General features: G+C 53.1%; 24 protein-coding genes. 17 read left to right on the top strand and 7 right to left on the bottom strand.

The features are described from left to right. Positions 1-37: 37 nt before the first annotated feature. Positions 38-2,314 (bottom strand): primosomal protein N', encoded by a 2,277-nt coding sequence (gene priA, locus NZM04_02230; GenBank protein ID MCS7062861.1) that lies wholly within the window; start codon positions 2,312-2,314, stop codon positions 38-40. An 82-nt stretch (positions 2,315-2,396) separates the two neighbouring features. Between priA and plsY the strand changes: the two genes are divergently transcribed. From plsY to NZM04_02195, 7 genes are all read left to right on the top strand, one after another. Further along, entirely contained in the window at positions 2,397-3,050 is a 654-nt protein-coding gene (gene plsY, locus NZM04_02225; protein MCS7062860.1) for a glycerol-3-phosphate 1-O-acyltransferase PlsY, read from the top strand. Then, positions 3,047-3,943 carry an NAD(P)-dependent glycerol-3-phosphate dehydrogenase gene (locus NZM04_02220; protein MCS7062859.1) on the top strand — a complete coding sequence of 299 codons (897 nt, stop codon included), beginning with the start codon at positions 3,047-3,049 and terminating at the stop codon, positions 3,941-3,943. Before plsY ends, NZM04_02220 begins: the two co-directional genes overlap by 4 nt. 126 nt (positions 3,944-4,069) lie before the next feature. Continuing rightward, the gene (locus NZM04_02215; protein MCS7062858.1) at positions 4,070-4,384 is read left to right on the top strand and encodes a hypothetical protein; all 315 of its coding nucleotides are present in this window, start codon (positions 4,070-4,072) and stop codon (positions 4,382-4,384) included. Positions 4,385-4,503: 119 nt separating this feature from the next. After that, positions 4,504-5,172 carry a succinate dehydrogenase cytochrome b subunit gene (locus NZM04_02210; GenBank protein MCS7062857.1) on the top strand — a complete coding sequence of 223 codons (669 nt, stop codon included), beginning with the start codon at positions 4,504-4,506 and terminating at the stop codon, positions 5,170-5,172. 36 nt (positions 5,173-5,208) lie between these two features. Beyond that, complete coding sequence (locus NZM04_02205; GenBank protein ID MCS7062856.1) at positions 5,209-7,131, top strand: fumarate reductase/succinate dehydrogenase flavoprotein subunit; 1,923 nt, start codon at positions 5,209-5,211, stop codon at positions 7,129-7,131. Positions 7,132-7,150: 19 nt separating this feature from the next. Further along, positions 7,151-7,918 (top strand): succinate dehydrogenase/fumarate reductase iron-sulfur subunit, encoded by a 768-nt coding sequence (locus tag NZM04_02200; protein MCS7062855.1) that lies wholly within the window; start codon positions 7,151-7,153, stop codon positions 7,916-7,918. A gap of 87 nt (positions 7,919-8,005) precedes the next feature. Then, on the top strand, positions 8,006-9,748 hold the full coding sequence (locus NZM04_02195) for an alpha/beta hydrolase-fold protein (protein MCS7062854.1): 1,743 nt from the start codon (positions 8,006-8,008) through the stop codon (positions 9,746-9,748). Here NZM04_02195 and NZM04_02190 read toward each other — a convergent pair. The 3 genes from NZM04_02190 to argF all read right to left on the bottom strand — a co-directional run bounded on the left by NZM04_02190 (position 9,742) and on the right by argF (position 12,435). Beyond that, the gene (locus NZM04_02190) at positions 9,742-10,722 is read right to left on the bottom strand and encodes a glycosyltransferase family 9 protein (GenBank protein ID MCS7062853.1); all 981 of its coding nucleotides are present in this window, start codon (positions 10,720-10,722) and stop codon (positions 9,742-9,744) included. The genes NZM04_02195 and NZM04_02190 overlap by 7 nt on opposite strands. Beyond that, on the bottom strand, positions 10,700-11,389 hold the full coding sequence (locus NZM04_02185) for a hypothetical protein (GenBank protein MCS7062852.1): 690 nt from the start codon (positions 11,387-11,389) through the stop codon (positions 10,700-10,702). Before NZM04_02185 ends, NZM04_02190 begins: the two co-directional genes overlap by 23 nt. 155 nt (positions 11,390-11,544) lie before the next feature. Continuing rightward, entirely contained in the window at positions 11,545-12,435 is an 891-nt protein-coding gene (gene argF / locus NZM04_02180) for an ornithine carbamoyltransferase (protein ID MCS7062851.1), read from the bottom strand. Between argF and pyrH the strand changes: the two genes are divergently transcribed. The 5 genes from pyrH (at position 12,427) to NZM04_02155 (ending at position 18,022) form a co-directional block, all read left to right on the top strand. Next, positions 12,427-13,272, top strand: a complete 846-nt coding sequence (gene pyrH / locus NZM04_02175) for a UMP kinase (protein ID MCS7062850.1) — start codon at positions 12,427-12,429, stop codon at positions 13,270-13,272. The two genes, argF and pyrH, sit on opposite strands and share 9 nt — an antisense overlap. Before the next feature lie 44 nt (positions 13,273-13,316). Further along, positions 13,317-15,020, top strand: a complete 1,704-nt coding sequence (locus tag NZM04_02170; protein ID MCS7062849.1) for a GspE/PulE family protein — start codon at positions 13,317-13,319, stop codon at positions 15,018-15,020. A gap of 34 nt (positions 15,021-15,054) precedes the next feature. After that, positions 15,055-16,302, top strand: coding sequence for a type II secretion system F family protein (locus NZM04_02165; protein MCS7062848.1), 1,248 nt, complete (start codon positions 15,055-15,057; stop codon positions 16,300-16,302). 102 nt (positions 16,303-16,404) lie between these two features. Continuing rightward, the gene (locus NZM04_02160; GenBank protein ID MCS7062847.1) at positions 16,405-17,136 is read left to right on the top strand and encodes a YebC/PmpR family DNA-binding transcriptional regulator; all 732 of its coding nucleotides are present in this window, start codon (positions 16,405-16,407) and stop codon (positions 17,134-17,136) included. Positions 17,137-17,227: 91 nt separating this feature from the next. Further along, positions 17,228-18,022 carry an autotransporter outer membrane beta-barrel domain-containing protein gene (locus tag NZM04_02155; protein MCS7062846.1) on the top strand — a complete coding sequence of 265 codons (795 nt, stop codon included), beginning with the start codon at positions 17,228-17,230 and terminating at the stop codon, positions 18,020-18,022. Positions 18,023-18,133: 111 nt separating this feature from the next. Here NZM04_02155 and NZM04_02150 read toward each other — a convergent pair whose 3' ends face one another. Both NZM04_02150 and argB read right to left on the bottom strand, forming a co-directional pair. Continuing rightward, positions 18,134-19,369: an aspartate aminotransferase family protein gene (locus NZM04_02150; GenBank protein MCS7062845.1), complete on the bottom strand. Its 1,236-nt coding sequence runs from the start codon at positions 19,367-19,369 to the stop codon at positions 18,134-18,136. A gap of 13 nt (positions 19,370-19,382) precedes the next feature. Beyond that, complete coding sequence (argB, locus tag NZM04_02145) at positions 19,383-20,282, bottom strand: acetylglutamate kinase (GenBank protein ID MCS7062844.1); 900 nt, start codon at positions 20,280-20,282, stop codon at positions 19,383-19,385. A gap of 178 nt (positions 20,283-20,460) precedes the next feature. Between argB and NZM04_02140 the strand changes: the two genes are divergently transcribed. Next, entirely contained in the window at positions 20,461-21,891 is a 1,431-nt protein-coding gene (locus NZM04_02140) for a phospholipase D-like domain-containing protein (protein ID MCS7062843.1), read from the top strand. Here the strand turns inward: NZM04_02140 and NZM04_02135 are convergent. Further along, a complete protein-coding gene (locus NZM04_02135; protein MCS7062842.1) occupies positions 21,888-22,763 on the bottom strand; it encodes an MBL fold metallo-hydrolase in 876 nt (291 codons plus the stop codon). The two genes, NZM04_02140 and NZM04_02135, sit on opposite strands and share 4 nt — an antisense overlap. An 87-nt stretch (positions 22,764-22,850) precedes the next feature. On the opposite strand from NZM04_02135, the gene NZM04_02130 reads away from it, so the two are divergent. The 4 genes from NZM04_02130 to NZM04_02115 are packed head-to-tail and all read left to right on the top strand — an operon-like array spanning position 22,851 to position 25,571. Then, complete coding sequence (locus tag NZM04_02130) at positions 22,851-23,444, top strand: 5-formyltetrahydrofolate cyclo-ligase (GenBank protein MCS7062841.1); 594 nt, start codon at positions 22,851-22,853, stop codon at positions 23,442-23,444. Positions 23,445-23,451: 7 nt separating this feature from the next. Then, complete coding sequence (ruvX, locus tag NZM04_02125) at positions 23,452-23,880, top strand: Holliday junction resolvase RuvX (GenBank protein ID MCS7062840.1); 429 nt, start codon at positions 23,452-23,454, stop codon at positions 23,878-23,880. Between the two features lie 24 nt (positions 23,881-23,904). After that, positions 23,905-24,699, top strand: a complete 795-nt coding sequence (truA, locus tag NZM04_02120; protein ID MCS7062839.1) for a tRNA pseudouridine(38-40) synthase TruA — start codon at positions 23,905-23,907, stop codon at positions 24,697-24,699. Then, positions 24,696-25,571, top strand: coding sequence for a 50S ribosomal protein L11 methyltransferase (locus NZM04_02115; protein MCS7062838.1), 876 nt, complete (start codon positions 24,696-24,698; stop codon positions 25,569-25,571). Before truA ends, NZM04_02115 begins: the two co-directional genes overlap by 4 nt. The last annotated feature ends 14 nt before the right edge of the window (positions 25,572-25,585 follow it).

The raw sequence follows: 25,585 nt of genomic DNA, 5'->3' as shown, positions 1-25,585 counted from the left end.
AAGGCTCCGCCATCTCCAACATACCGTAGGCCTCCATTCACAACAAATCATACGGATCGACATCCACAGTGCATCGTATACCGTCAGGCCAAGTCTGACCCGACAGCACATCGCGCAACTCCCTAGCGGTCTGCCTAACTTGCTGAGTCTTGATAAAAATATGATACCTATATCGATCCTTCACCTTGTGAATTGGAGCTGGGCTAGGAGCCTCTGGCACAACGGCGCATTTCACTAGCCTTTCCCTCAACCTCAAATTAATCTGCTCTGCAACCCATCGCGTCTTCTCTTCGACAGGGCCACTAAATGTTATCAACACCGCTCTCGTCCACGGCGGATAATTCAATGCACGTCGGAATTCTAGCTCCTCCTCCACAAATCCCCTATAGTCATGATGCCGTGCCAACTGAATCGCAGAATGATACGGAGTGTTAGTTTGCACATAGACTTCCCCTAAGCGATCACTTCGGCCACTTCGTCCTGCCACTTGTGTGATCAATTGAAACACACGCTCAGCGGCTCGGAAATCCGGCATGTGAAGCGCTTGGTCCGCGTGTATTACCCCGACGCAGGATACCTGGGGAAAATGCAACCCCTTTGCAATCATTTGCGTTCCCAATAAAATGTCTACCTCACCGCCCTCCATAGCTCTTAAGGCATGCTGAAATGCTCCTTTACGACGCATGCTATCAGCATCCACACGTCGAATTCTCGCCGCAGGAAACAGATTCCCAATCGCCTCTTCCAACCGCTGCGTCCCAGCCCCAGCAAGTCGCAACTTCACGCTTCCACAAGCTCTGCATGCAGGAGGCCGCTCCTCCTGATGATCGCACAAATGACACACCAGTTTTTCCCTCGCTCGATGATAGTTCAAGGCCACACTGCAGTGCGGGCACATCACTACCTCTCCACAATCTTCACACTGTAAAACCGGCGCATACCCGCGACGATTCAACAACAATATCACCTGCTCCCCGCGTTTTATAGTCTCCTCCACAGCAGTTTTCAGCATCGGATGAATCAAAGCCCCCTTAGTCCTTCTTTGATCCAATACATGCACTACAGGCAACGCCTGGCCGCCGAAGCGCTTCTTTAACTCAACAAGACGATATTTTCCTCGCTGTGCGTTATACCAAGACTCGAGCGATGGGGTAGCCGATCCCAAGACCACCCTTGCTCTCTCCCGCTTTCCCCTCCACACAGCTAAATCCCTTGCATGATAATTCGGACACTCCTCGTTTTTGTAGCTCTGCTCATGCTCCTCATCTACCACAATCAACCCCAAATCTTTCATCGGCGCAAAAATCGCAGATCGCGCACCGACCACTATCCTCGCTATCCCGCGCTTGATGCGCAACCAAGCATCATACCGTTCCCCATCGCTCATATAACTATGCCACACGGCCAGACTCTCACGCCACTCCCAAAGCCGCTGCTGAAATCTAGCCATGATCTGCGGCGTCAATCCCACCTCAGGCACAAGCACTAACGCGCTTTGTCCCGCCTCGAGCACCCTCCGAATCGCCTCGCAATACACCTCCGTCTTTCCGCTCCCCGTCACGCCCCATAAAAGCACAGGCTTCCCCTCCGCAAACACAGCCTGCAACGCAGCTCGTTGCTCTGCATTCAGCTCGACGCCATCACCTCGAATCCCCTCGACCTGCCCCCACGTCTCTCGCCCCTTGGCAGCAGCAAAAATTCGTACCCAACCTTTCTTTTCCAATCTCCGCCACACCTCTCTTCGCACGCCGCTCTGCTCGATAGCCTCATGGATCCAAGCCGCCCCACCGCGCTCCTTCAAAAATGAGAGTGCAGCCCGCTGCTGAGGTGAACGTAAAGCCCCCTCTCTTTCCACTGCCTCCGCATCCCAGCACCGCACCAGTTCCACGCGCAACCGCAACAACGGCCCTCTCTCGTTCGCCACAACCTGAGGCAATACACACCGCATCACCGCTCCCAATGGTGCACAGTAATATTCCGCAATCCACTGAGCCATCTCCACCAGCACTGCCGGCAGATGATAAACAGAATCCGCTATCCCAGAAATCTCCTTTAATCCTTCGCGTCTTCCACAAGCACCTTCCTCCGCCCAATCCACAATATACCCACACACCATCCGTCGTCCAAGACTCACACGCACTTTCGCCCCAATCGTAAGCTCGCCCCGCCACCGCTCCGGCACAAGGTAATCAAAAACCCCATCCACGTGCGATTCAGGCACCACACGAGCAATCCGCCCCATCCCTCCCCGCTCGCCCATCCGCGGCCTCTCATCATCCTCCTCCCACCCTACAAACAAATCCGTCTCTTTCATTAACCCTCTTCCCTCACGACTACACCCATCCTACAAATAAAATGATTGGCGAAAACAAGATAAAAAATAAACTCTCCCATACATGGAAGGCCCCCTTCAAAACCCGTTCCTCCTCTTCTTCACCAGCTTCATTTTCATCGGAGCCTACCTCATCGGCTCGATCCCCTTCGGCTTCCTCATCGCCAAACTCTGGAAAATAGACATCCGCCTCCACGGCAGCAAAAACATCGGAGCCACCAACGTCTGGCGCGTCATGGGCAAAAAATGGGGCATCCTCGTTTTCATCCTAGATTTTCTCAAAGGTTACCTCCCCATCCTTCTCCTACTCACCTTTTGGAACCGCGAAGCCGAAATAAACGACCACACCCTAGCAGTCATCGCCGCCATAGCTCTAATCCTCGGCCACAACCACCCAATCTGGCTCGACTTCAAAGGTGGAAAAGGCATAGCGACTTCAGCAGGCATCCTAGTCGCCCTCATGCCATGGAGTTTCCTCGCAGCATTCAGCTGCTGGCTCATCGGCTTTGCAATCACACGAATCGTCTCAGTAGGCTCTATCCTCGCCTGCATAGCCCTGCCACTTTCCACTTTTTTCACCTATCGAAACGAACCCATCTTACTCTTTTTCAGCCTTGTTGCAGGCAGCCTCGGTCTACTGCGCCACAAAAGCAACATTTCCCGACTCTGGGCAGGCGAGGAAAAACCACTCACCTCTGGCCCCGAAAAACCATCGTGAAAAAAACCATCACCGTCCTCGGTGCTGGAGCTTGGGGACGCACCCTCTCACGCCTACTCCAAAATAACGGACACACCGTCCACCTCCGCCACCACGACGACCTCTCTCCCTGGCCAGACCAAGACGGGCTCATGATCGCAATCCCCGTCCAACACATACGCCACACAATCAATCAACTCCCCCCACCGCACACCCCGATTTGCTCCCTCAGCAAAGGCATTGAAATAGGCACCGGAAAACGCGTCACCCAAATCATCCGAGAAACATGGCCCGATAGCCTCCCCCTTGCCGTCCTCAGCGGTCCCAACCTCGCCCACGAAATTACCCAAGGACTACCAGCCGCCTCCACCTTAGCCGCAGAAGACACCCCTACTGCAATATTCTGGCAGACACTTCTCCATCAACCGCTCTTTCGCATCTATCGTTGCCCCGACATCATCGGCGTCGAGCTCGGCGGCGCTCTCAAAAACATTTACGCCATAGCAGGCGGTGTCTGCCGCGGACTCGGCCTCGGAGAAAACGCCCTCGCCGCCCTACTCACCCGTAGCTCTGCTGAAATGACCCGCATCGGCCTCATCCTAGGTGGACAACTCGACACCTTCCGAGGCCTCAGCGGCATCGGTGACCTCTTCCTCACGGCCACCAGCCGCCACAGCCGCAACGCTCGCGTCGGTGAACTCCTCGTCCAAGGAAAACCCCTCCCTGAAATCCTGCAATCCTTGGGCGGCGTCGCAGAAGGAGTTACCACAGCCCGCGCCATCTACAACGATCCCCGTCTAACCAACTGCGAAAAACCCATCGCCAACGAAATCTACGCCATGCTCTACGAAAACAAACCAGTTCAAAAAGCCGTCGAAGATCTCCTCGACCGCATCCCATCAGTAGAAAACTAACCATTTTTGAAGTGCAGCGCGAAGCGACAACGCCCCGCCGCTACGGACAGCAGGAACAAGCGCAAGCGCGCTCCCGCTTTATCTCATAGCAGCGCAGCACATTCGTTTTGCGTCGCACTCCAAAATATGGACTACGGCAAAACTTTGGACTGCGGTGAGAAGCACCAGCGCCTCACAGCTTGGGTTATCCCCAAAAAGCGAGGTTGCACCATCGCCTGCCTCCGCATTCCACACTTCAAGCCGCAGCAGGAAACACGGTGCCCTGCCGCCTTCCTTCGCGTCTCGCCAGTCGTCCTTTTCGGCCATCAGCACAAAACGCCGCCCGCCCGCGCTTTACTCCTTCTAACGATGAGCACCTTCTCTTCGCTTTCTTTGTCCATGACATCTCCAAAAAAACTCAGCGCCTTTACCCTAAACTCCGTGTTGAATGTTTCCGAATGAGAGGGCAGCTAGCCTATAAGCCGAGCTTATAGCCTGATTTACTGGTTTAATATCCACCGCAACTTCCTCAGCAGGCTTTGCAACCTCGATGGGCAAACTATAAGTTTTTAACGTCGCCTATGCCGTTCAACCGCTGGCTCAACACCGTCACCTTAAAATGGATCATGGCATTATCTGGCCTCTTTCTCGTGGGCTTTGTCATCGCCCATATGTTGGGGAATTTGCAGATTTTCCTAGGCCGTGATGCGATTAATGAATACGCGCGGCTTCTAAAGTCGAACGCAGCCCTGCTGTGGGGCTTTAGGCTGGCTTTACTAGCGGCTGCTGTATTGCACGTCAGTGCTGCCATTGCCCTGATCCGCATCAACCGTGCTGCCGCAGGTTCTCGGTATTCAGTAAGAGACCCTCTTTCGGCCTCAATAGCCTCTCGCACGATGGCCTTATCGGGGATCGTTCTTTTGGCATTTATCGTTTATCACATTTTGCATTTTACGGTGATGGCTTTTCATCCGGAATATCATGCGCTGGATAGTCAAGGCCGGCACGATGTTTACGGAATGATGGTTGCGGGATTTAGTCAGCCTTTAATTGCGAGTTTTTATATTTTATCAATGGCGCTTTTAGCATTGCATCTCTCGCACGGGATAGGGAGCATCTTTCGCACAGTGGGATTTGCTTCAAAACGCATTTTCATCATCGGCTCGGCTATTGGTTACATGGTCGCAGCCGTCCTGTTTCTGGGATTCGTGTCGGTGCCGGTCAGCGTGTGGATAGGTTGGGTAAAATGATTTTATGATAAACGCCATCTCTAACTCCGTCTCCATATGAAACTCGAGGCTTCCATCCCCAGCGGTCCACTTTCCGAGAAGTGGTCTCGTTTTAAGCGAGATGCCCGCCTCGTCAATCCAACCAATAAGCGTAAATATCACGTGATCATCGTCGGCACAGGCTTGGCGGGTGCTTCCGCAGCAGCTTCCCTCGGCGAGCTCGGATATAACGTCACGGTATTTTGTTTCCAAGACAGCCCACGCCGGGCTCATTCCATAGCTGCTCAGGGTGGAATAAATGCTGCTAAAAACTACCGCAACGATGGCGACTCCGTCTATCGCCTTTTCTACGACACAATCAAAGGCGGCGACTTTCGCGCACGCGAAGCCAACGTCTATCGCTTAGCCGAAGTCTCCGTCAACATCATCGACCAATGTGTCGCGCAAGGGGTGCCTTTTGCCCGAGAGTATTCCGGTCTCCTCGACAACCGCTCCTTCGGCGGCGCGCAAGTCTCCCGCACCTTCTACGCACGCGGCCAGACTGGCCAGCAGCTCCTCCTTGGCGCCTACCAAGCCCTCATGCGCCAAGTCGCTAGCGGTCAAGCGCGTCTTTTCCCGCGCACTGAGATGCTCGATCTTGTCGTCGTCGATGGTTATGCAAAAGGCATCATTACTCGCGATCTCGTTACGGGACAAATCACCCGCCACGCCGCCGACGCTGTCCTCCTCGCCACAGGCGGCTACGGTAACGTATTCAACCTCTCCACCTATGCTCGCGGCTCGAACGCCACAGCCATCTGGCGCGCTTATAAGCGCGGCGCAGTCTTCGCCAACCCCTGTTTCACACAGATCCATCCCACCTGCATCCCCGTCTCGGGCGACTATCAATCCAAGCTCACGCTCATGTCGGAGTCGCTTCGCAACGACGGCCGATGCTGGGTCCCCCTCTACAAAGAAGATTGCGGCAAAAATCCCCTCGAGATTCCCGAAGAGCGCCGCGACTACTACCTCGAGCGCCTCTATCCGTCCTATGGCAACCTCGCCCCACGCGACATCGCCTCCCGCGCCGCTAAGCGCGTCTGCGATGAAGGCCGCGGCGTAGGCCCGGGCGGACTCGGAGTCTACCTCGACTTCTCCGACGCCATCCGTCGGCTTGGAGAAAACGTTATCCGCCAACGTTACGGCAATCTCTTCGACATGTATCGCGAAATCACGGGCGAAGATGCCTACAAAGTCCCCATGCGTATCTACCCCGCCATCCACTACACCATGGGAGGCCTCTGGGTTGATTATCAACTCATGTCCAACATCCCTGGCCTCTTCGTCCTCGGCGAAGCCAACTTCTCCGATCACGGTGCCAACCGCCTCGGCGCTTCCGCCCTCATGCAAGGCCTCGCTGATGGCTATTTCATCATCCCCTACACCCTCTCGAATTTCCTTGCGACTCAAAAACCAATCTCTCCGAAAGCTTTCGTCGAACGCCCCGAATTCCAAGAGGCCGAGGAAAACGTTCGCTCAATAATCCGCCGCTTACTCAACATCAAAGGACGCCGCACGGTGGACGACTTCCATCGCACACTCGGCAAAATCCTGTGGAACTACTGCGGCATGTCACGAAACGCCACTGGCCTCCGCCAAGCCCTCACCGAAATCCCCGCTATCCGTGAAGAATTCTGGCAAAACGTCAACGTCCCCGGCTCCGCCGACTCCCTCAACCAAGCCCTCGAAAAAGCAGGCCGCGTCGCTGATTTCCTCGAGCTTGGTGAGCTCCTCTGCCTCGACGCTCTCACCCGCGAAGAATCCTGTGGTTGCCATTTCAGAGAAGAATATCAGACGCCCGATGGTGAATGCGCCCGCAACGACCAAGACTTCGCACACGTCGCAGTCTGGGAATATCAAGGCCCAGACAAACCTCCTCTCCGCCACACCGAGCCACTCCGCTACGAAGAAGTCAAAATGACCACCCGAAGCTATAAGTAGTCCCGAAGGAGATCATCGTATGAATTTCACCCTCAAAGTCTGGCGACAAAAAGACCGACACTCCCAAGGCCGATTCGTTACTTACCAGGCCCGCAACGTCAACCCCAACATGTCCTTCCTCGAAATGCTCGATGTCGTCAACAACGAGCTCGTTCTAAAAGGCGAAGAACCTATCGCCTTCGATCACGACTGCCGCGAAGGCATCTGCGGCATGTGTTCCCTCGTCATCAACGGCGAACCGCACGGCCCAGAAGATCGCGTCACAACTTGCCAAACCTACATGCGATCATTCCGCGATGGCGACACAATCACCATTGAGCCTTACCGCGCCCGCGCCTTCCCAGTTATAAGAGACCTCATCACCGATCGATCCGGACTCGACCGCATCATCGCCGCAGGAGGATACATCAGCGCCAACGTCGGCGCAGCCCCTGATGCCAACGCCATTCCAATCCCCAAACCCGTCGCCGACCTCGCCTTCGACGCCGCAGCCTGCATCGGCTGTGGCGCCTGTGTCGCCGCTTGCAAAAACGGCTCCGCCATGCTCTTCCTCGCCGCCAAGGCAACTCATCTCAATATCCTTCCCCAAGGCAAACCCGAGAAACACCGCCGCGTCCTCGCTATGCTCCAAGCTCACGACGCTGCAGGCTTCGGCGCATGCTCCAACACCACCGCCTGCGAAGCCGTCTGCCCAAAAGGCATCTCCACCGAATACATCTCCCGCTTCAATCGCGATCATCTTCTTGCCCAGATCTCTCAAGCTCTCCACCCCACCTGGTTTCAATAGGCTCGCCCCGCACGTCCCAGAGAGCAGCGAGAATTGACAACCCTTTTTCCTCCGCCACTATTAGTTGTAAATACAACAAAAACTCGCATGTCCTCGCTCTATCCCAAGTTGGCGGCTATCTTAGTCATTCTTCACCTCGCGAATCTACCATTTACGGCCTTTCCGAAGTCGGTTCAAAAACAAACCCTGACTTTCTCACACACCGTCGATGTCGGCCTGGGCAACTTTCTTTACGTCCTCGGAAATCACCCCGACCTCGGCGCCAACGACCCCGTCCGTGCCATCCGTCTGCGCTGGACTCCCGGAAACATCTGGACAGGCCAGATCGCCGTCGAAGCTGGCGCCAACATACAATACAAATTCATCTCCCGCAGCGGCTCATCCTCCACCCACTGCCAAAACTCCAACGCCAGCGACATCACCCCGCTCCAGACCCTAAACGTCCCCTCCATCCCTCCACCGCACTACAAAGGCAAAATTATTTTCTACCACAGCGGCTTTGATCCAGCCTACATCCTCTACTCCTCAAACGGCGGCCCATGGCAAAACGCCCAGCTCCAAAAAATCGGCCCCGGCCGTTCCCCCGGAGAATTCCTCCACCGCATCGATGGCATCGGTGAAGAAGGAGCTCCCATTCAATTCGTCTTCCACAACGGCCAAGGCGTTTTCGATAAACCTCCTACCGGTGAAGGCGTAGGAGCTGGCGGCGACTACTACACCGAGCTCGACGCTTTCTTCGTTCAAGACGGTCAAGTCTTTAACTATTTCCCCCCACCCTCCGTCTCCCCGCAAAGCATCAGCGGCACAATCACCATCACCTCCACGATCCCCAACATCCTCAGTCGCGCAATCCGTGTCCTCCTTCCTCGCGGCTACAATGAAAACACCTGGCGTCGCTACCCCGTCCTCTATTTACACGACGGACAAAACGTCTTTCACCCAGGCGGCGTTTTCGGCTCTTGGGACGTAGACATAACAGCCGGCCGCCTAATGCGGCAAGGCCGCATGCGCGAGACCATCATCGTCGCAATCAACAACACATCCGATCGCATGTCCGAATACGTCCCCACGGGCGACACCATAAGCGGCAACCCCGCAGGCAAAGGAGCCGCCTACGCCCAATACCTCATCCAAAACGTCAAACCCTACATCGACGCCACCTACCGCACACTCCCCGACAACCGCCACACCGGGCTCATGGGTTCATCGCTCGGTGGCCTCATCACCACCTACATCGGATGGCACCACTCCGCCACCTTCTCCCTCCTCGGCCCTCTATCGCCATCCTACTGGGCTGCCCCAAACTTTGTAAATTACGTCAATAACAATCCGCGACCCGCCGGCATTCGCAGAATTTACACCGCATGGGGCACCAATGAAAGCGACTCCAGCATGTGGAATCCCGCCTGGGCCATGCACGCACGCTTCCTCGCAAAGGGGTTCGTCGTAAACGAAGACCTCAAAATGGCGATCGGCTGCGGGGCTGGCCACAACGAAGCCACTTGGGCAGCCCAAATGCCCGCTGCGCTTCCCTACCTCTTCAACCTGTGGGATGAGCCAAACTACCTAGCACAAAAACATCATCCCTTTGCTGTAAGCCAATTCCAACTCGGATCCACAGCCAGTCTTACCTTTCCGACTTTAGCTGGATTTGTCTATGAACTACAGCGCTCGCTTGATCTCACCCCAGGCTCCTGGACGACTATTGCTGAGACCCCTCAAGCCGAGCCACTGCCGTGGTCAAGCTCCACGCTCACAGATCCTGCTCCACCCAGCGGACCGCGCGGATTCTATCGCATCCGCGTAAAAGACTGGCCAAGCTCTCAATAAGCCCAAGATCGAATAACCTCCCGCAGCCGCACAATTAGTCGATCAGGCGTAATCGACGTCATGCACAAAAGCGGTTCTTCATTCCGACACTTGCGGCGCAGACAAGGAGAACACGACACCCCCTCCGCTTTAAACAACTCCACTTTTCGCCCCACAGGAGCAGTTCGCGAAGGATCCGTCGGGCCAAATAACACCAGCGTCGGCACACCATAAGCGGCTGCCAGATGGGCAGGCCCGCTATCCGAGCTGATCACCGCAGCGGCATTTCTCAAAATGCACATTAACGACCACAAAGAGCTTTCCTTCCTCATATCCACAGCATTCGGAGGCAGTCGCTTCTCCAAATCCCCGCGACCGACAACCACAAACCGCGCATCAGGAAAGTTGTGGATGACTCGCTCATAGTAAGCCCACGGCCACAACTTCGTCGCCCAGCGTGCAAAAGGATGGATCACGACATACGGCTTATTTTCGCTCGCCAACTGCGCAACCGGTGGAGCCGCAGCCAACCCAAAATCAAAGGGATCGGCATCTTTTACTCCGAGATAGGAAGCAGCTTCGAGATAACGCTTCGCCGCATGGATCGCTCGAGTCGTGTGAATCTCGCCATAGAACCAACTCGCGCCCTCCCGACTCCCACTGAGCCCCACACGTCGCCGAGCGCCCGAGAAAGCCGTCAACACACCGCTGCGAAATAGCCCCTGCAGATCCACTGCGCAGTCGTAACGCTCCGCTTTCCAGCGCGAAAAAAGCTTCATGGCATCACCCCACTGCAGAGGTGACCACCAGCCTCGCGGAGGCGAAAACCAAACTCGATCCACATAATGATGCTCACGAAAAAGATCGCGGTAGGGATGGAACACAAACCAATCAATGCGACATCGCGGATATTGTTTTTTTAAGGCCGCAGCCACGGGCATCGCCTGCACGATATCGCCGAGCGAGCTGGGCTTAATGACGAGTATTTTGTCCATGAGGCGATGGAATGCTAACTTGCGGTTGGAAACGTTGTGAGCAACGTGCGGCTGTCGGAATATTTAATTGCGCCTCAAGTGCCGCAATGCGTTGATCAATTTTCTCCCAGTGACTCTGCGGCTCATTTTTAAGAAAAGCCTTCTGTCGGATGGCACAATAATGCTCGTAAGCGCGCGTAAGTTGCCCCGATTTTTCCATCATGTAACCCGCAAAACGCTCCAGAAACGGCAAGGCGCCAGGCTGTTGAGAAGCCGCAAGATAAGCCTCAGCAGCGCCTGCATAATCTTCAAGGCGATGGTGCAACAAAGAAGCTAGCGCGTAATGCAGGCGGTAACTTTGAGGCAGCACAGCTATCCCCTGGCGGAGAAGGGCCTCTCCTTCCCGTATCCAGTGACGAGCCAGCGACTCGGCACGCGGGCTAGCTTGCTCTTTGGCCCGTCGTTCCGCATCATAAGCAGCATTCCAAGCGAGATGCCATGCACCCATCTCCCAAAACATTTCAAACTGCGGATCGAGCAAAGTAGCCAGAGAGACTTTTTGTTTCAGCAGAAACCAATCGCGTTTTTCCCAGGCGGAGGTGACTTCAAGCCAAGTCAGATTGGCTACAAGCGATTTCATCCCGCTCAAAATAGCCCAGGCGGAGGTTTGGCCAAGTGAACGCGTCATAGATGGAGAGAAAAAATTTGGCGTGAACGAAGAGTTGCGCTGAGTCTGATGCAAAGAGGTCTCGCATGAGGATTTCACAAAGCACCACAGGAGTAAGCCCAGCAGAGGGTAGAGGAGCTTTATTAGCCTAAGGAAAAATGTAGAAGGGTAAGACATCAGCACGATTGCTTGATCCAAGCTAAAATGCCTTTTTGAACGTGCAGGCGATTTTCGGCTTCATCAAAAATATCGAGGGCTTTTTCATCTAAGAGCTCTGCGCTGATCTCTTTGCCTCGGTAGGCCGGAAGGCAGTGTTGGACAAGCGCCTGTGGAGCGGCGACTCGAAGGAGGTCGTGATTGATTTGATAACCTTGAAAGTCTCGTAGGCGTTTTTCGGTCTCGGCTTCCATGCCCATGGAGACCCAGACGTCTGTGTAGAGCAGATCAGCTCCTGCGGCAGCTTCATAAGGGTCAGTTGTATTGCGAACGTGGGGATTTTGAATCGGGCAAGCATAGCCTTGCGGGGCAGCGAAGCAGAGCTCAAAGTCAAGCAGTGCGGCTGCATGTGCCCATGAGATTGCGACATTGCAGGCGGCATCACCGATGAAGGCTACACGACGGCCTTGGATAGATCCGCGTTTCTCTTCGAATGTGAAGATATCGGCTAGAATCTGACACGGATGCTCTTGATCAGTGAGTGCGTTGATGGTAGGGCGGTTGCTATATTTAGAAAAGATCTCGACGTCTCGATGATCGTAAGTGCGGATCACTGTGCCGAAAATCATGCGTCCGAGCACGCGTGCGGTGTCTTCGATGGGCTCACCACGACCGAGTTGAATTTCCTGAGCGCTTAAGAATAAGGATTGTCCGCCAAGCTCACGGATGGCGACCTCAAAGGAGACGCGCGTGCGCGTAGAGGGTTTAGAAAAAACAAGCGCCCAAATTTCGCCAGATAGAGGATGCGGGAGGTGGGCACTGCCTCGGGCGGCTTTGAATTCCCGGCTAAACGCGAAAATTTCACGAACGTCTTCGCGCCTGAGATCGCGTATGGAAAGTAAATGACGCATGGGGCTACAAGCGTAGCCAATTTATTTGAAAACGAAATGGAATTTCAGCGTGGAATGATTTTTCGCGTTGATTTGAGTCTGTTTTTTTCTGAAGATGAAGGTGTGACGGCGAAAACAACGCGAACCGCGAAATATTCGAGAATCCTTCTCAAACTCAGTGGTGAAATTCTCGCCGGAAAAGAAGACGTAATCGATCAAAGAGTCGCGCTCGATATCGCTGAACAAATTCGCGAAATTCATGAGCTAGGGGTGCAGGTGGCAATTGTAATCGGTGGAGGCAACATATGGCGTGGCCTCACAGCCAGTAGTCGAGGGATGGATCGCACAACGGCAGATTACATGGGTATGTTGGCCACAATTATAAATGGCTTGGCCTTACAGGCGACGCTTGAACACATCGGAGTGGTTACCCGTGTGCAGACGGCGATTGAGGTGAAAAATGTCGCTGAGCCGTTTATTCTTCGGCGCGCGATACGTCATCTTGAAAAAGGGCGCGCGGTGATTTTCGTAGCAGGCACAGGTAATCCTTATTTTTCTACGGATACTACAGCCGCTCTGCGAGCGAGTGAAATCGGAGCAGAGGTAATTTTGAAAGCGACGAAGGTGGACGGTATTTACAACGCAGATCCCAAAAAGCACCCGGAGGCGAAGCGCTACGAGCGGATCACATTTCAAGAGGCTTTGCGCGCGCGGTTGAAGATTATGGACTCTACAGCCTTTTCGCTTTGTATGGATAACAAGGTGCCGATTATTGTTTTTGACGTTTTCAAAAAAGGCAATCTGCGTGATGTGGTAATGGGTAAAAATGTTGGCACTTTGGTGATAGACGGCGAATGAGCGCCGGCTCTTGTTTCAGTTGTGGTTTCGGTTAAAATAGCATCATGCACGATAAGATTCTCGAACTGTGTGAGATAGCTGGTGCGACGGACGCCGAGAAGAATCGCAACACAATGCTTGACGCAGCTCAGCAGCAACAGTCTATTGTTCGGGCATTGTTGGAGCTTGAAAATCTCGATGAGAAGAAGTTCTTGTCGGGCTTGAGCACACTGACGGGGATTCCTTGGTATGAGCAGAACGTCGATTCGGTCGCCGCGCCGCTTCGAGAAAAGTTTCCTGCAAGGGTGGTGTTGCGGCATCATCTATGCCCGGTTGAAATTGGGGAGGGGCAGATCGGAATTTTGACGTATGATCCGTTTGATTACATAGCGCGACAGCAGGTGAATCAACTACTAGACACTCCCGTAGTGTGGTTCATGAGCACGCGTCGAAATATCCTTAACGGATTACGGCAAGGCTACGGGGTCGGTGCTGAAAATTTCGATGATATCCTTGAGAACAGTGATGAAGACGTATTTTTAGAGGTGAAGCAAGAGACGAACGTCTTGGACGCAGATGATTCAGACGAGGCTGCAGTTGTGCGCTTTGTGAATCAGATTTTTCGGGAAGCCTTACATCAGGGGGCAACGGATGTGCACATTGAGCCGATTGAGAACGATCTTCGAATCCGTTATCGCGTAGATGGCATGCTGACTGAAGTGCCAGTGCCTCCGCAGATTAAGCGGCTGCAGTCATCGCTTATTTCTCGCCTGAAAATTATGGCGCATTTAGATATCGCCGAGCGGCGACTTCCGCAGGATGGTCGGATCAATCTGGAGTTGGATGGTAAACCGATCGACGTGCGTGTGGCGACGATTCCAAGCGTGGTAGGGGAGAGCGTCAGTTTGCGTCTTTTGGGACAAGAGCGTTTTGATTTCTTGCGTCTGCAGATGGAGCCTCAGGTTGAAAAAATGTGCCGCGATTTACTGGCATTGCCAAATGGTATCATTCTAATCACAGGTCCTACTGGCAGCGGTAAATCCACGACTCTTTATACTTTCCTGACAACATTGAATACAACAGAACGACGGATCGTAACGATCGAAGACCCGGTAGAGCATAAGTTGCCTGGAGTCGTGCAAATCGCTGTCAAGCCGGAGATTGACCTGACATTTGCCAAAGGCTTGCGCAGCATTCTTCGTGGCGATCCAAATGTGGTAATGATCGGGGAAATGCGGGATTTAGAGACGGCAGAAATAGCAATCCGAGCGGCTCTGACGGGGCACTTAGTGTTTTCGACGCTACATACTAATGATGCAGTGGGAGGCATTACGCGATTAATCGATATGGGGATCGAGCCTTTTTTAGTGGCTTCAGCTGTGCGTGCTTTTATAGCCCAACGTCTTGTGCGAAGGCTATGCCTGCATTGTAAAACTCCCGCTGGGGATTATTATTCCCAGCCCTATCTTGAATCTATAGGTTTTCCTCTTGAACATGCTGATAAGATTTATCGTGCTGTAGGATGTGATGAGTGTCGCCACACGGGTTATCAAGGGCGACTGGCGATTTACGAAGTCTGTCTTTTAACGCAGCGGCTCCAAGACATGATAACCCAACGCAAACCCGCCAACCTCCTACGTCCAGCTGCGCTAGAAGAAGGAATGATTACCTTACGCGAATATGGGTTCCGCAAGGTCATAGCAGGCGAAACCACCATTGAAGAAGTCCTAAGGGTAACTATAGCGGATCGTTCAGAGGAAGGAATCTGACGACAGACGGTATCAACTAACACCGTAACAATTTATGGCAATTTATAGTTACCAGGCTCTCCAGCCCGATGGAACTCGCACTCAAGGGGAATTAGAAGCAAAGAGTCGAACGGATGCCTTACGCATTCTTGATCGACAGAAACTGCAACCGATACGAATTCAAGAAAAAACAGGCAGTCGTGTCGCTTCGACGTCGCATACGGCAGCAAAAACAAGCAACGCAGTCCCTTCAGGTCCTATCAATCTTACACAAGGTCAGATTATCCGTTTCACAGAAGAGTTAAGCGATATGCTTCAAGCAGGTCTGCAACTCGAGCCAGCGCTTCGCGTAATGGAGGGGCGTCAAGAACTGTCAAATTTGAAACATGTAGTGGCAGCGCTACGGCAGCGTGTGAGAGACGGGGCTTCTTTCTCGAGTGCGCTTCGATCAGTGAGCCCTTCTTTTGGTGAACTTTACTGCAATTTGGTTGCTGCGGGAGAGGTTTCTGGTGCCCTAGGGCAGATTTTGGCTCGGCAAGTAACCTATTTGAATCTTATGGACGATATGCGAGCACGCGTGACGCAAGCCTTGATTTATCCGGCGTTTATCACTATGGCCGGTATTTTACTGATCGGCATATTTATGACGGTCCTCGTTCCCCAACTTACCTCGCTTTTCAGCAAGACAGGTCAGAAACTGCCTCTTGCAACTCAACTTTTGATTAACTTCAGTCAATTCCTCTCTGCTAACGGCTGGTGGTTAGCGCTCCTGGCAGTTGGCTCAATTGTCGGAGCATTAGCTTATATTCGCACCCCTCAAGGGAAGACATGGTGGCATCATGCTCAACTTCAAATCCCGCTTATCGGCAAAGTGCTCTACGCCCGTTTCTATGCTGAGCTGACGCAAACATGTGCGACGCTGGTCGGCAACGGTGTTCCCCTGTTGAATGCAGTGCGCCTTATGGCCGATGCAATTCCTAATGAATATCTGAAGGCATTACTGAGACGTGTTGCTGACTATATTGCCGATGGTGCGGTTTTTTCCAGTGCCTTGCGGAAGACGCAGAAATTCCCACCGGCGTTAATTGATATGGTAGTCGTCGGTGAACAAACGGGTGAGTTGGCCTTAGCTTTGGAACGTGTGTCGAGACGCTATGATAAAGAACTTAACACACAAGTTCAGCGTATGACGGCGTTAATTCAACCGATCATTCTGATAGTGTTAGCTCTAGTTGTCGGCGCGGTGTGCTATTCGATCATCGCAGGTATACTTCAATCGGTATCAGGATTTAGAACACGGTAATGAACACTGGGGCTTTTCGATCTCCTGTAAGGCTTTCGATCCTTTATTCTTGAAACGAAGACGTTCTAAGTTTGTAAATTAATTATTCAAAAACCAATCGATATGGGACGGCAATGGCTTCACGCTATTCGTGAGATCAATTCGCAACGTCGCTCTAAACTCATAACAAAATATCTTCGTGAAATCACTGTAGCTGCCAAGCTCGGCGGGGGGGATCCTCACACTAACGCTAGACTGCAGGCAGCTATCGAACGCGCCAAGAAAGAATCTATCCCCAAAGATAACATCGAGCGCGCTATCGGCAAGGGTATCGGTAGTTCCGATAACAAAGACGCCCTTGAGCTCGTAATATTCGAGGGATACGCACCTCACAAAATTCCAGTGATTGTCGAAGCCCTAACCGATAATCATAATCGCACCGCAGCAGAGATCCGTTTATTATTTAAAAAAGGGCAACTTGGAACAGCCGGCTCCAATAAATTCCTCTTTGATCATGTCGGCATCGTCGAGGCTCACCATCCTGACCGATCTATTGATATTGAGGCTGCAGCGATCGAATCCGGAGCTAATGATTTTGAGGCTCTCACACACGCACAGAATGACGAAATTCCTGAAAACTCCATCGGAGCAAAATTCATAACAGACCGCACCGCCACGCATGCAGTGGCGAGTTGGTTGAAGGAACACGGTTGGACAGTGATCACAGCTGAGATTGGTTACATTCCTAAGATGTATCCTCCCCTGGATGACGCCCAGAGGCAGGAGGTGGGAGAATTTCTTCAAGCGCTAGATGAACATGATGACGTTCACCGAATTTGGGCGGCTATACGATGATGCAAATCGTTTCATGCAAATCAAAAATTTCGTGAATTTTTAATTTTTATATTGAATAAGCAGCGTAGCCTTTGATATACACCTCGTTGATATGAAAAAAATCATATACGCTATCCTTGGTATAGTGGCTTGCAGTTCCATATCTATCGCAGGCGTGAAATACTCAGACCCTAAAACAGTCACTCCGCGTGAACCCGCACCTGAATCCAAACCGAAAAAAGAACTCAAAAACTGGTATATCGGAGCTGGCATAATGGGTGGTATACACCATGACGGAAGGGTCTTATTCACGGAAAGATTTGACCCTGGGATTCCCGATGATGATGCTGTCATCAATCTCCGTAGCGGCAACTACCTTGGTGCTGAAGCCAAGCTCGGGTATCGCTTTTATTTCACCGATGCTTGGTTTTTTGCCACTGAGCTTAATCCTTACTACCTCACAGGCACGTTAAAAGGAAAAGGATACTGGACAAGTCCTAGCTTAGGCATGGGGGCGGATATCGAATACAAAGATCGTGTTGATAAAATCAACGTGATGTTAAACTTGCTGATCGGATATGATCACAAGTGGTTTCGTCTCTACGCAGGGCCAGGTGTAGGTGTAGCTTTCGTGGATACTGCAACTAAACCCGAGATAACGATGACTGACAACATGGGGAATTCCATTACTACAACCGTAGACGATCTTGACCCCAAGTCTGCAGCCAGTCTAGCAGTGCAAGGAGTTGCAGGGGTGGAATTTAAATTAAATGACTCGTGGTCGATTTACGCAGAATATAAATATCTCGATGTTACCAACGCCAAACAAGGGCAGGGGAATGTTACTTGGCGGAACAGAGAATTGCGCTCTAGCCTGGGGAGTATAGGGTTCAAGTATTCCTTCTAAATCTAAGTTGTCCTTCAAGCCTGCGGCTTTACGCCCCCTGGTCCCCAACCAGGGGGCGTTCTTATTTTATGGAAGGATAGGCTAAATTTCTCCAAGCACTAGGCAGGTGTTTTAGGCAAAAGATCGAGATAAAATCTGCAACGCCTGATCGCATTCTTCTTCACTTACATTCAACGGTGGCAACAATCGAACGACTTTCTCGCCTGCTGCTGCAGTTAAAAGCCCCATGCCGATAAGTTGCATGACTTTGCCGCGCGCATTGCACTCCTTTAACTCGATCCCCAAAAGTCCCCCATATCCTCTTACATCGCTAATCTGCCCCGGATATTTATCTCTCAAATCTAAGAGAGACGATTTCAACGCTTCCCCGCGAACACGAATATTCTCGTCCAAGCGTTCTGCCTGAATCACCTCAAAAGTGGCTAATGCCGCCGCACAAGCTAAAGGGTTGCCCCCGTAAGTTGTCCCATGCGATCCTGGTCCCATCAGTTGACTCAAAGGATCTCGCACCCACACCGCTCCCACTGGAAAGCCACCTCCTAAAGATTTAGCCATTGCAACTGCATCTGGCGAGAAACCAACATCACGACCTTCAAGAATTCGCTCATAGCTTTGAAAGCGTCCCGTTCGAAACATCCCACACTGCACTCCATCCCACAGCAAAAGTAAATTCCGCTCGTCGCATATACGTCGCACATGAGTGAGAAATTCAGGTGTAGCCACGTTTACCCCACCCTCGCCTTGTATCCCCTCGATTAAAATCGCCACCGTCTCTCTTCGCACCGCCGACTCGACCGCCCGCCAATCATTCCAAGGCACATGAGTAAACTCAGGCAATAACGGATAAAACCCGACCTTCACCTTCTCCTGACCTGTGGCCGAAAGTGTGGCCATCGTTCTCCCATGAAAGGAACCATGTGCTGTGATAATATGATACCTCCCAGACTCCGCACCAAAACGCCTCGCAAGCTTTATCAACGCCTCGTTCGCCTCTGCTCCACTATTGCAAAAAAACACACGCCCTGCCCCAAGTAAACCAACAATTCGCTCTGCAAGAAGTGCCTGCCCCTCGTGATAAAACAAATTCGACACATGCATCAAGCGCCCCATCTGGTCCTGAATCGCTTTCACAATAGCCTCATGGCAATGCCCTAACGCATTTACTGCTATCCCCTGTGCAAAATCAAGATACCTCCGACCCTCTTCATCCCAGACGTAGCACCCCTTCCCACGCCTTATCAACAGCGGAAAACGAGCATAGTTCCCCAGCACCACTTGGTCATGTCGCCTCAATACTGCCTCAGCTCTTTGCCCCGCGATCAGCTGATACACTCGCTGTTCAATCATGTATCTCTTCTAGCTAGATGTGAATCTCAGTGCCCACATCTGCTCGAGTAAAAAGTTTCAACAACAGCCCGTGCGGCATACGCCCATCCAAAAGATACACATTTTTAACCCCAGCCCGTATCGCTGCCATAGCCGAATCCAGCTTCGGGAGCATTCCGCCATCAATCACACCCTGTTTGCATAGATCCGCTATCTGTTTCTCTGTAAGAACAGGAATCCGCGAATTAGGATCCGACGCATTTCGCAAGACACCGTTCACATCAGAAAGAAAAATTAACGTATTCGCTTTTAACGCCTCAGCCACAGCCGATGCCGCGACATCTGCATTCACATTATAACGTTGCCCTTGCTTATCCACAGCAATAGGCGAAATGACCGGAATTTCACCTCGCCTAATACATGCCGTGATAACAGCTGTCTTGACCTCTGTCACTTCCCCTACAAGTCCCAAATCAATCGGCTCTTGAGGCGAATCCTTAGCCTTACCCTTCGTCATCGGCAGCTTCACAAAAAGCTTACGAGCCTTCAACACCTCTACCCCAGAGATAGCACAAGCCTTAGCCCCAAGCTCTACAATACGATTCGCAATCACAGGCGTAATCGATTCATTAAATGTTTTTTCAATTATCTTTATCGTCGCCTCATCCGTATAGCGCATCCCTTGAATAAATACGGGCTGTAAATTAGCCTCCCTCATCGCCTTGCTGATCAACTTCCCACCCCCATGCACCACCACTGGAAATATCCCCACCGCAGCTAACAAAATCACATCACGCAACACCCCCTCCACAAGCCGCTCATTCTCCATCGCAGAGCCCCCATACTTCACCACCACTATCTCGCCCTTTAGCCGAAGTAACGCCGGTAGCGCCTCAATTAAAGCCTTCGCCACTTGATCGTGTTGATTATTCATGCACACCCAGACTGCCCGCATAAAATGCAGCACTCCCCCCCATTGGCAAGCCTATCATTTCAATTCCCACTCCATCCGCTAAGCCTCCAACCTACGCCCCCCTTTCATGTCAACTACATAACGGTTTTTTTACAAAGTTTCATTTTCCCTCCAGGCACCCTTCCATTAACCTCAAAGCATGAAAACGGCCCAATCCTACCTCATCCTCCTAATCATCAGCCTAATAATAACCAACCTTCCCCTCTCTGCTGCCATCATCTCCGGTTCAGATTGGAATGTCATCTGGAATCGCCCAGACCAAAATTCATCCCTCAACACCCCAGAAGAATTCGACATCCGCGACGCCCTCATCGCAAGAATAAATGCCCTCGGCAGCAACCACTCCGCCTTTCTCTCCACCTTCACCTTTTCTGGCAACGCCACAGGCGCAGGCTCCATCCTCACAGCTATCTACAACCGCCTCAGCGATCCCACCGTCTCCAACCTCACAATCCGCATGAATATCGATAAAAATATAAACCCCTCCACCCTCTACAACACCGGTGGCTCCTCCCCATTCTACTCAATCAGCGGCCTAGCCTCCACCGTCTTTCCAAACGGCAACGCCTTCTACTACGACCGAGGCACATACCCATACGGGATCATGCACAACAAATTCTCCCTCTTCGACTACGGCCCCGGCAACCGCTGGATCCACTCCAGCTCCGCCAACTACACCGGCGGCTCAGCCATATTCCAATGGAATATCTCCTTCGAAGTCCGCAACGACGCACTCTACGCCCTCTACCTCGGCGAAGCCAACCAACTCATGGGCACAGACACAAACACCTCCGACGGCATCTACCACGATAACCCCACCAAATCCCACGCCTTCGACCTCTCCCCCCCTAGCATCAGCTTCGACGGCGGCAACGGCCTCATCGGAGTCCGTTTCGGCCCCCACCCCGACAGCATCGTCCCCGGAGGAAACAACGCCGCATCAGAAATCATTTCCGCCATCAACTCCGCCCAATACTCCATTCTCCTCGGCACCAACAAACTCTCCTCCATGCAAATCGCCAACGCCCTCATCAACGCCTGCAACAACGGCGTCGAAGTCCACCTCATCATCTCCCAAAGCGACGTCACAGGCTCAGGTGACTCCGTTGCCGTTTACAACCACCTCAATAACCCCGCCAACTACGCAGACGCAGCAGCCTTCGCACGATTTTTTACCTACATCGCTGATCGCGACGGAGCAACAGCCGGCTTGCAACCAGACAACCCCCTCACCGATCAAGATCTCGTCCACACAAAATACCTCGTCATAGACGCCGGCACCCCCAACGCCCAAGTCATCCACGGCTCCGCCAACTTCACCAATCAAGCCCTCAACGGCACTAACCTCAACGACGAAAACATCCTCTTCATCAAAAGCACATCAGTCGCCAATGCTTTCGTCCAACACGCCCAAGCCATGACAGCTGGCCAGATCCCCGCACTCCCAGTTCCAGAGCCCTCCACCTATGCATTCATTCTCCTAGGCCTAGGCCTAGGAAGCCTGATCCTAAGTATCAAATCCAACAAACACAAAACATCCTCCACTCCCGTACACACCAAAACACCTTAAAACACCTGCGGCATCCCCTCGATCAAAAAACGAATCTGCGAAAGAATCCTCCGCTTCGCAGCCTCACGCAACAACCTCTCCGCAGGCTCATGCATCGGCTCATAGCTAATCCGATACGTCCCAAAATGCATCGGGATAAACGTCTTCCCGCCTAGCTCCTCAAACGCCTGCAAAGCCTTCTCCGGATCGATGTGATGATCCCGCGCCGACAAGCTCTGATACGCGCCGATCGCCATCAATACAATCTCCGGCTTACATCGCCTCCCAATCTCCTTAAACCCCTCAAAATAAGTCGTATCCCCACTATGATATATCCTCCGTCCAGCATACTCGATCACATACCCTCCATAACCTCGGTGCCGGTCAAACCCCAACCGCGCTCCCCAATGCTTCGCAGGAGTAAAAGTAATCTTCAAACCTCGATACACGTAATCCTCCCACCACCGCATCTCATGAACGCGCTCAAACCCTAAATCATGCACCAAGTTTCCTACATTCTCCGGCACAACGATCGGCTGCCGCTCCGCAATCTTTCTCAAACTCCGCCGATCCAAATGATCAAAATGCGCATGCGTGATCAACACCAAGTCAATATTCGGCAAATCCCTCAACGCAAAACCCGCGCGCCTCAGCCGTCGGATCACCGTCAACCAATTACTCCAATTCGGATCAATCAACACATTATGCCTAGCCGTCTGAATCAAAAACGACGCATGCCCAATCCAAGTGATCCCTATTTGATCCCCTGTCACTTTCGGAAAAATCGGCTTCCCCTGCACCCCAATCTTCCTTGCAAAAAGCGATGGTATCAACACATCCGTAATAAAATTCCGATGATGCCACCGCTTACGTTCCGCTCCCTTCACTTTCATAACATGCCATAAATCCTAACACCATCCCACACCCTAAACCCAAGCTTTCATCATGCAAAAATAAAGTTACACTCGCCCCACCTTCCCATGCAACCCCCTCCTCCTCACCCCAAGCAACTCCAGCGCGACCTCGCTCGCTCTCGACTAAAAGTCATGACCGATAAAGACCGCGAAATCGCCTCACGTTGCCTCATTGAAAACATTCACCGTCTCCCCATCCTCCGCCGACTCCAGCCCGTCGCAGGCTTTTACCCCCTGCTCAAGCAAGAACCCGATCTCCGCCCCTACTGGCAATCCATCCTCGACCGAGGCCTCCCCCTCATCATGCCCTCCGGCGCAGATAACCTCGAAGAAATCTCCCTCTGGCGAGTCCCCCACCTCGACGCTTTCCGCCCCACCCAAAGCGGCGTCATGGAACCCGACCCCGCACAATGCCAACCCATACCCTTCTCCGAACCCAAACTCATCTTCGTCCCCGGCATAGCCTTCAACGCCTCCGGCGCACGCCTCGGTCGCGGCAAGGGATATTATGACCGCCTCCTCCCACGACTCCGCCAGACAACTTACCGCGTCGGCGTCTTCTTTTCCTGTCAAGAAATCGAAGACCTCTACACCGAGCCTCACGACGCCCCCCTAGACCTCATCATCACAGACCAATCCATCCACCTCTGCTCAATCTAACCCCCCCATGAAAAACATCCTTGCCCTTGACCTCGGCGCCGCACGCGTTGGCCTGGCCTATGCAGACGCTCAGATCGGCATCCCACTTCCCCTGCCCTATCTCCCCGCACAACCCTGGGACGCCTTTCTCTCAGCTCTAAAAAAAATTGTCGCAGAAAAATCAATCCACGAAATCGTCGTCGGCCTACCCCTAAAAATGGACGGCACCTCAGGGCCCGCTGCTCAAGCTGCCCGCCAGCGCATCCAAGAAATTCACGCCGCTACCGCCTTGCCCGTCTACCCCATAGACGAACGCCTCTCCACCCTCCAAGCCAGTCGCCAGCTTCAAGCCTACGGCCTCCCCGCAAAAAAACAAAAACAACACCTAGACAGCAGTGCAGCTCTGATCCTCCTCCAAGCTTATCTCGACCGCCACCAAGGCCCTCCACAATCCTGATGGCCCCCCCCACACCTCATCCCGATGCTATCCACCTACATCCTCACCCTCTCCTACAAAGGCACTCGCTACCAAGGATGGCAACGCCAAGCCAACACCCCTCACACCATCCAACAAATTTTAGAAAACGCCCTCTCCACTCTCTTCTCCACGCCGATCACCACCGACGCCTCAGGCCGCACCGATGCCGGCGTCCACGCCCTAGGCCAAATAGTTGCATTTCGCGCACCACGCAAATTTTCACCCGCCACCCTCCTACGCGCCCTAAACGCCCACCTCCCCCCCGACATCCGGGTCCTCCGCGCTCGCCACACCCCTACCCCATTCCATCCCCGCTTCGATGCCCACAGCAAGACTTACCTATACAAAATCTACAATCACCCCATCCACGATCCCTTCCTCGTAGAGCTTGCCTGGCACCAGCCCCTTCCCCTTTCCCTACCAGCCATGCGCCAAGCCGCGCGCCATCTCATCGGCCGCCACGACTTCTCAGCTTTCTTCACCAACCCCGGCTACCCAGTCCCCGATCGCACTCGCACCCTCTACCGCCTAACCATAAGTCAACCTGCCCCACACCACATCGAAATCCGAGCCACAGCCGACGGCTTCCTTCATCGCATGATGCGAAACCTAGTCGGAACGCTCGTCGCCGTCGGTCGCCAAAAACTCTCCCCCCAACAAATCCCGCTCCTCCTCGAATCAAAATCCCGCCTCCACGCTCCAGCGACTGCCCCAGCTCATGGCCTCTACCTCGAAAAAGTTCACTACCGCAAACCTTCCACGCCTCATCAATCCAAGACCTCCCCCTCTCCACAATGAAAAATACGCTCCCCACACACCACTGGATTTGCCGGCGCTATCTCCATCCCGACCACGCCGAAAAATGGATCCACACTCTCCCCCCAGCCCATCAGCTCAAAATCACCTACACCCACTCCCCCCCAACCCCCCGCGCCAGAGTCGACTTCTACGCACCCTCCTACCGCGCTGCCTATGCATTCAAAAAAAAACACGGCGGCCGCATCCTGCGTCTGTCCTCACTCGCCTGGTCCCCCAATCCAGCCCCCACCGATCCTCCTCTCCGCGCAACTCGACGCCTTGCTATCTGCTCCACCCCGCAGCAGCTCCATCACTGGCAACGCAAACTCAACCCCTCACAACTCATCCTCATCACCCACAGTCTAGCCTTCGGCACAGGCCATCACCCCACCACCGCCCTCTGCCTACGCGCTCTACAGACCATTGCTACTCGCCAGCGAAAATCCCCATCCCAACCTCCCCCAGCGCCCTGCATAGACATCGGCACAGGAAGCGGAATCCTAGCAATTGCCGCCGCTCGATTGGGCTTCCCCGACGTCCACGCTCTAGATCATGATACCACAGCCCTGCGCATAGCCCGCTACCACGCTCGCATCAATCACACAACCATCCGCTTCATCCACGCCGACATCACCCGATACCCCCTCCCCCCCGCATCCTATTCCCTCATTATCGCCAATCTCTACAGCGCACTCCTCACCGTCGCAGCCCCAAGAATCCTCCAAGCCCTCGCCCCAAAAGGTTACCTCATCCTCTCAGGCATCCGCACCGAAGATGAAAACGAAATCCGCCACGCCTTTGCCTCCGTGCCGTTCATCCATCGCTCCCAAAAAGAAAACTGGCTATGTCTGATTGCACAAGCAGCCTTCTAATTCCAACAACCCCT

It is taken from the genome of Candidatus Methylacidiphilales bacterium (genome assembly GCA_025056655.1).
Classification (GTDB): Bacteria; Verrucomicrobiota; Verrucomicrobiia; order Methylacidiphilales; family JANWVL01; genus JANWVL01.
Note: the sequence above shows the minus strand (reverse complement) of the source record. Positions and strands in the feature narration are given on the sequence as shown.

Excerpts from the sequence above, each read along its gene's own strand:
- ruvX (MCS7062840.1), top strand. The coding sequence starts at position 23,452 with ATGAAAAACATCCTTGCCCTTGACCTCGGCGCCGCACGCGTTGGCCTG.
- NZM04_02150 (MCS7062845.1), bottom strand. The coding sequence starts at position 19,369 with ATGATTGAACAGCGAGTGTATCAGCTGATCGCGGGGCAAAGAGCTGAG.
- plsY (MCS7062860.1), top strand. The coding sequence starts at position 2,397 with ATGGAAGGCCCCCTTCAAAACCCGTTCCTCCTCTTCTTCACCAGCTTC.
- NZM04_02195 (MCS7062854.1), top strand. The coding sequence starts at position 8,006 with ATGTCCTCGCTCTATCCCAAGTTGGCGGCTATCTTAGTCATTCTTCAC.
- NZM04_02210 (MCS7062857.1), top strand. The coding sequence starts at position 4,504 with ATGCCGTTCAACCGCTGGCTCAACACCGTCACCTTAAAATGGATCATG.
- NZM04_02190 (MCS7062853.1), bottom strand. The coding sequence starts at position 10,722 with ATGGACAAAATACTCGTCATTAAGCCCAGCTCGCTCGGCGATATCGTG.
- argB (MCS7062844.1), bottom strand. The coding sequence starts at position 20,282 with ATGAATAATCAACACGATCAAGTGGCGAAGGCTTTAATTGAGGCGCTA.
- NZM04_02160 (MCS7062847.1), top strand. The coding sequence starts at position 16,405 with ATGGGACGGCAATGGCTTCACGCTATTCGTGAGATCAATTCGCAACGT.
- NZM04_02115 (MCS7062838.1), top strand. The coding sequence starts at position 24,696 with ATGAAAAATACGCTCCCCACACACCACTGGATTTGCCGGCGCTATCTC.
- NZM04_02130 (MCS7062841.1), top strand. The coding sequence starts at position 22,851 with ATGCAACCCCCTCCTCCTCACCCCAAGCAACTCCAGCGCGACCTCGCT.
- NZM04_02215 (MCS7062858.1), top strand. The coding sequence starts at position 4,070 with ATGGACTACGGCAAAACTTTGGACTGCGGTGAGAAGCACCAGCGCCTC.
- argF (MCS7062851.1), bottom strand. The coding sequence starts at position 12,435 with ATGCGTCATTTACTTTCCATACGCGATCTCAGGCGCGAAGACGTTCGT.
- priA (MCS7062861.1), bottom strand. The coding sequence starts at position 2,314 with ATGAAAGAGACGGATTTGTTTGTAGGGTGGGAGGAGGATGATGAGAGG.
- NZM04_02170 (MCS7062849.1), top strand. The coding sequence starts at position 13,317 with ATGCACGATAAGATTCTCGAACTGTGTGAGATAGCTGGTGCGACGGAC.
- NZM04_02155 (MCS7062846.1), top strand. The coding sequence starts at position 17,228 with ATGAAAAAAATCATATACGCTATCCTTGGTATAGTGGCTTGCAGTTCC.
- NZM04_02185 (MCS7062852.1), bottom strand. The coding sequence starts at position 11,389 with ATGACGCGTTCACTTGGCCAAACCTCCGCCTGGGCTATTTTGAGCGGG.
- pyrH (MCS7062850.1), top strand. The coding sequence starts at position 12,427 with ATGACGCATGGGGCTACAAGCGTAGCCAATTTATTTGAAAACGAAATG.
- NZM04_02165 (MCS7062848.1), top strand. The coding sequence starts at position 15,055 with ATGGCAATTTATAGTTACCAGGCTCTCCAGCCCGATGGAACTCGCACT.
- truA (MCS7062839.1), top strand. The coding sequence starts at position 23,905 with ATGCTATCCACCTACATCCTCACCCTCTCCTACAAAGGCACTCGCTAC.
- NZM04_02200 (MCS7062855.1), top strand. The coding sequence starts at position 7,151 with ATGAATTTCACCCTCAAAGTCTGGCGACAAAAAGACCGACACTCCCAA.
- NZM04_02205 (MCS7062856.1), top strand. The coding sequence starts at position 5,209 with ATGAAACTCGAGGCTTCCATCCCCAGCGGTCCACTTTCCGAGAAGTGG.
- NZM04_02135 (MCS7062842.1), bottom strand. The coding sequence starts at position 22,763 with ATGAAAGTGAAGGGAGCGGAACGTAAGCGGTGGCATCATCGGAATTTT.
- NZM04_02140 (MCS7062843.1), top strand. The coding sequence starts at position 20,461 with ATGAAAACGGCCCAATCCTACCTCATCCTCCTAATCATCAGCCTAATA.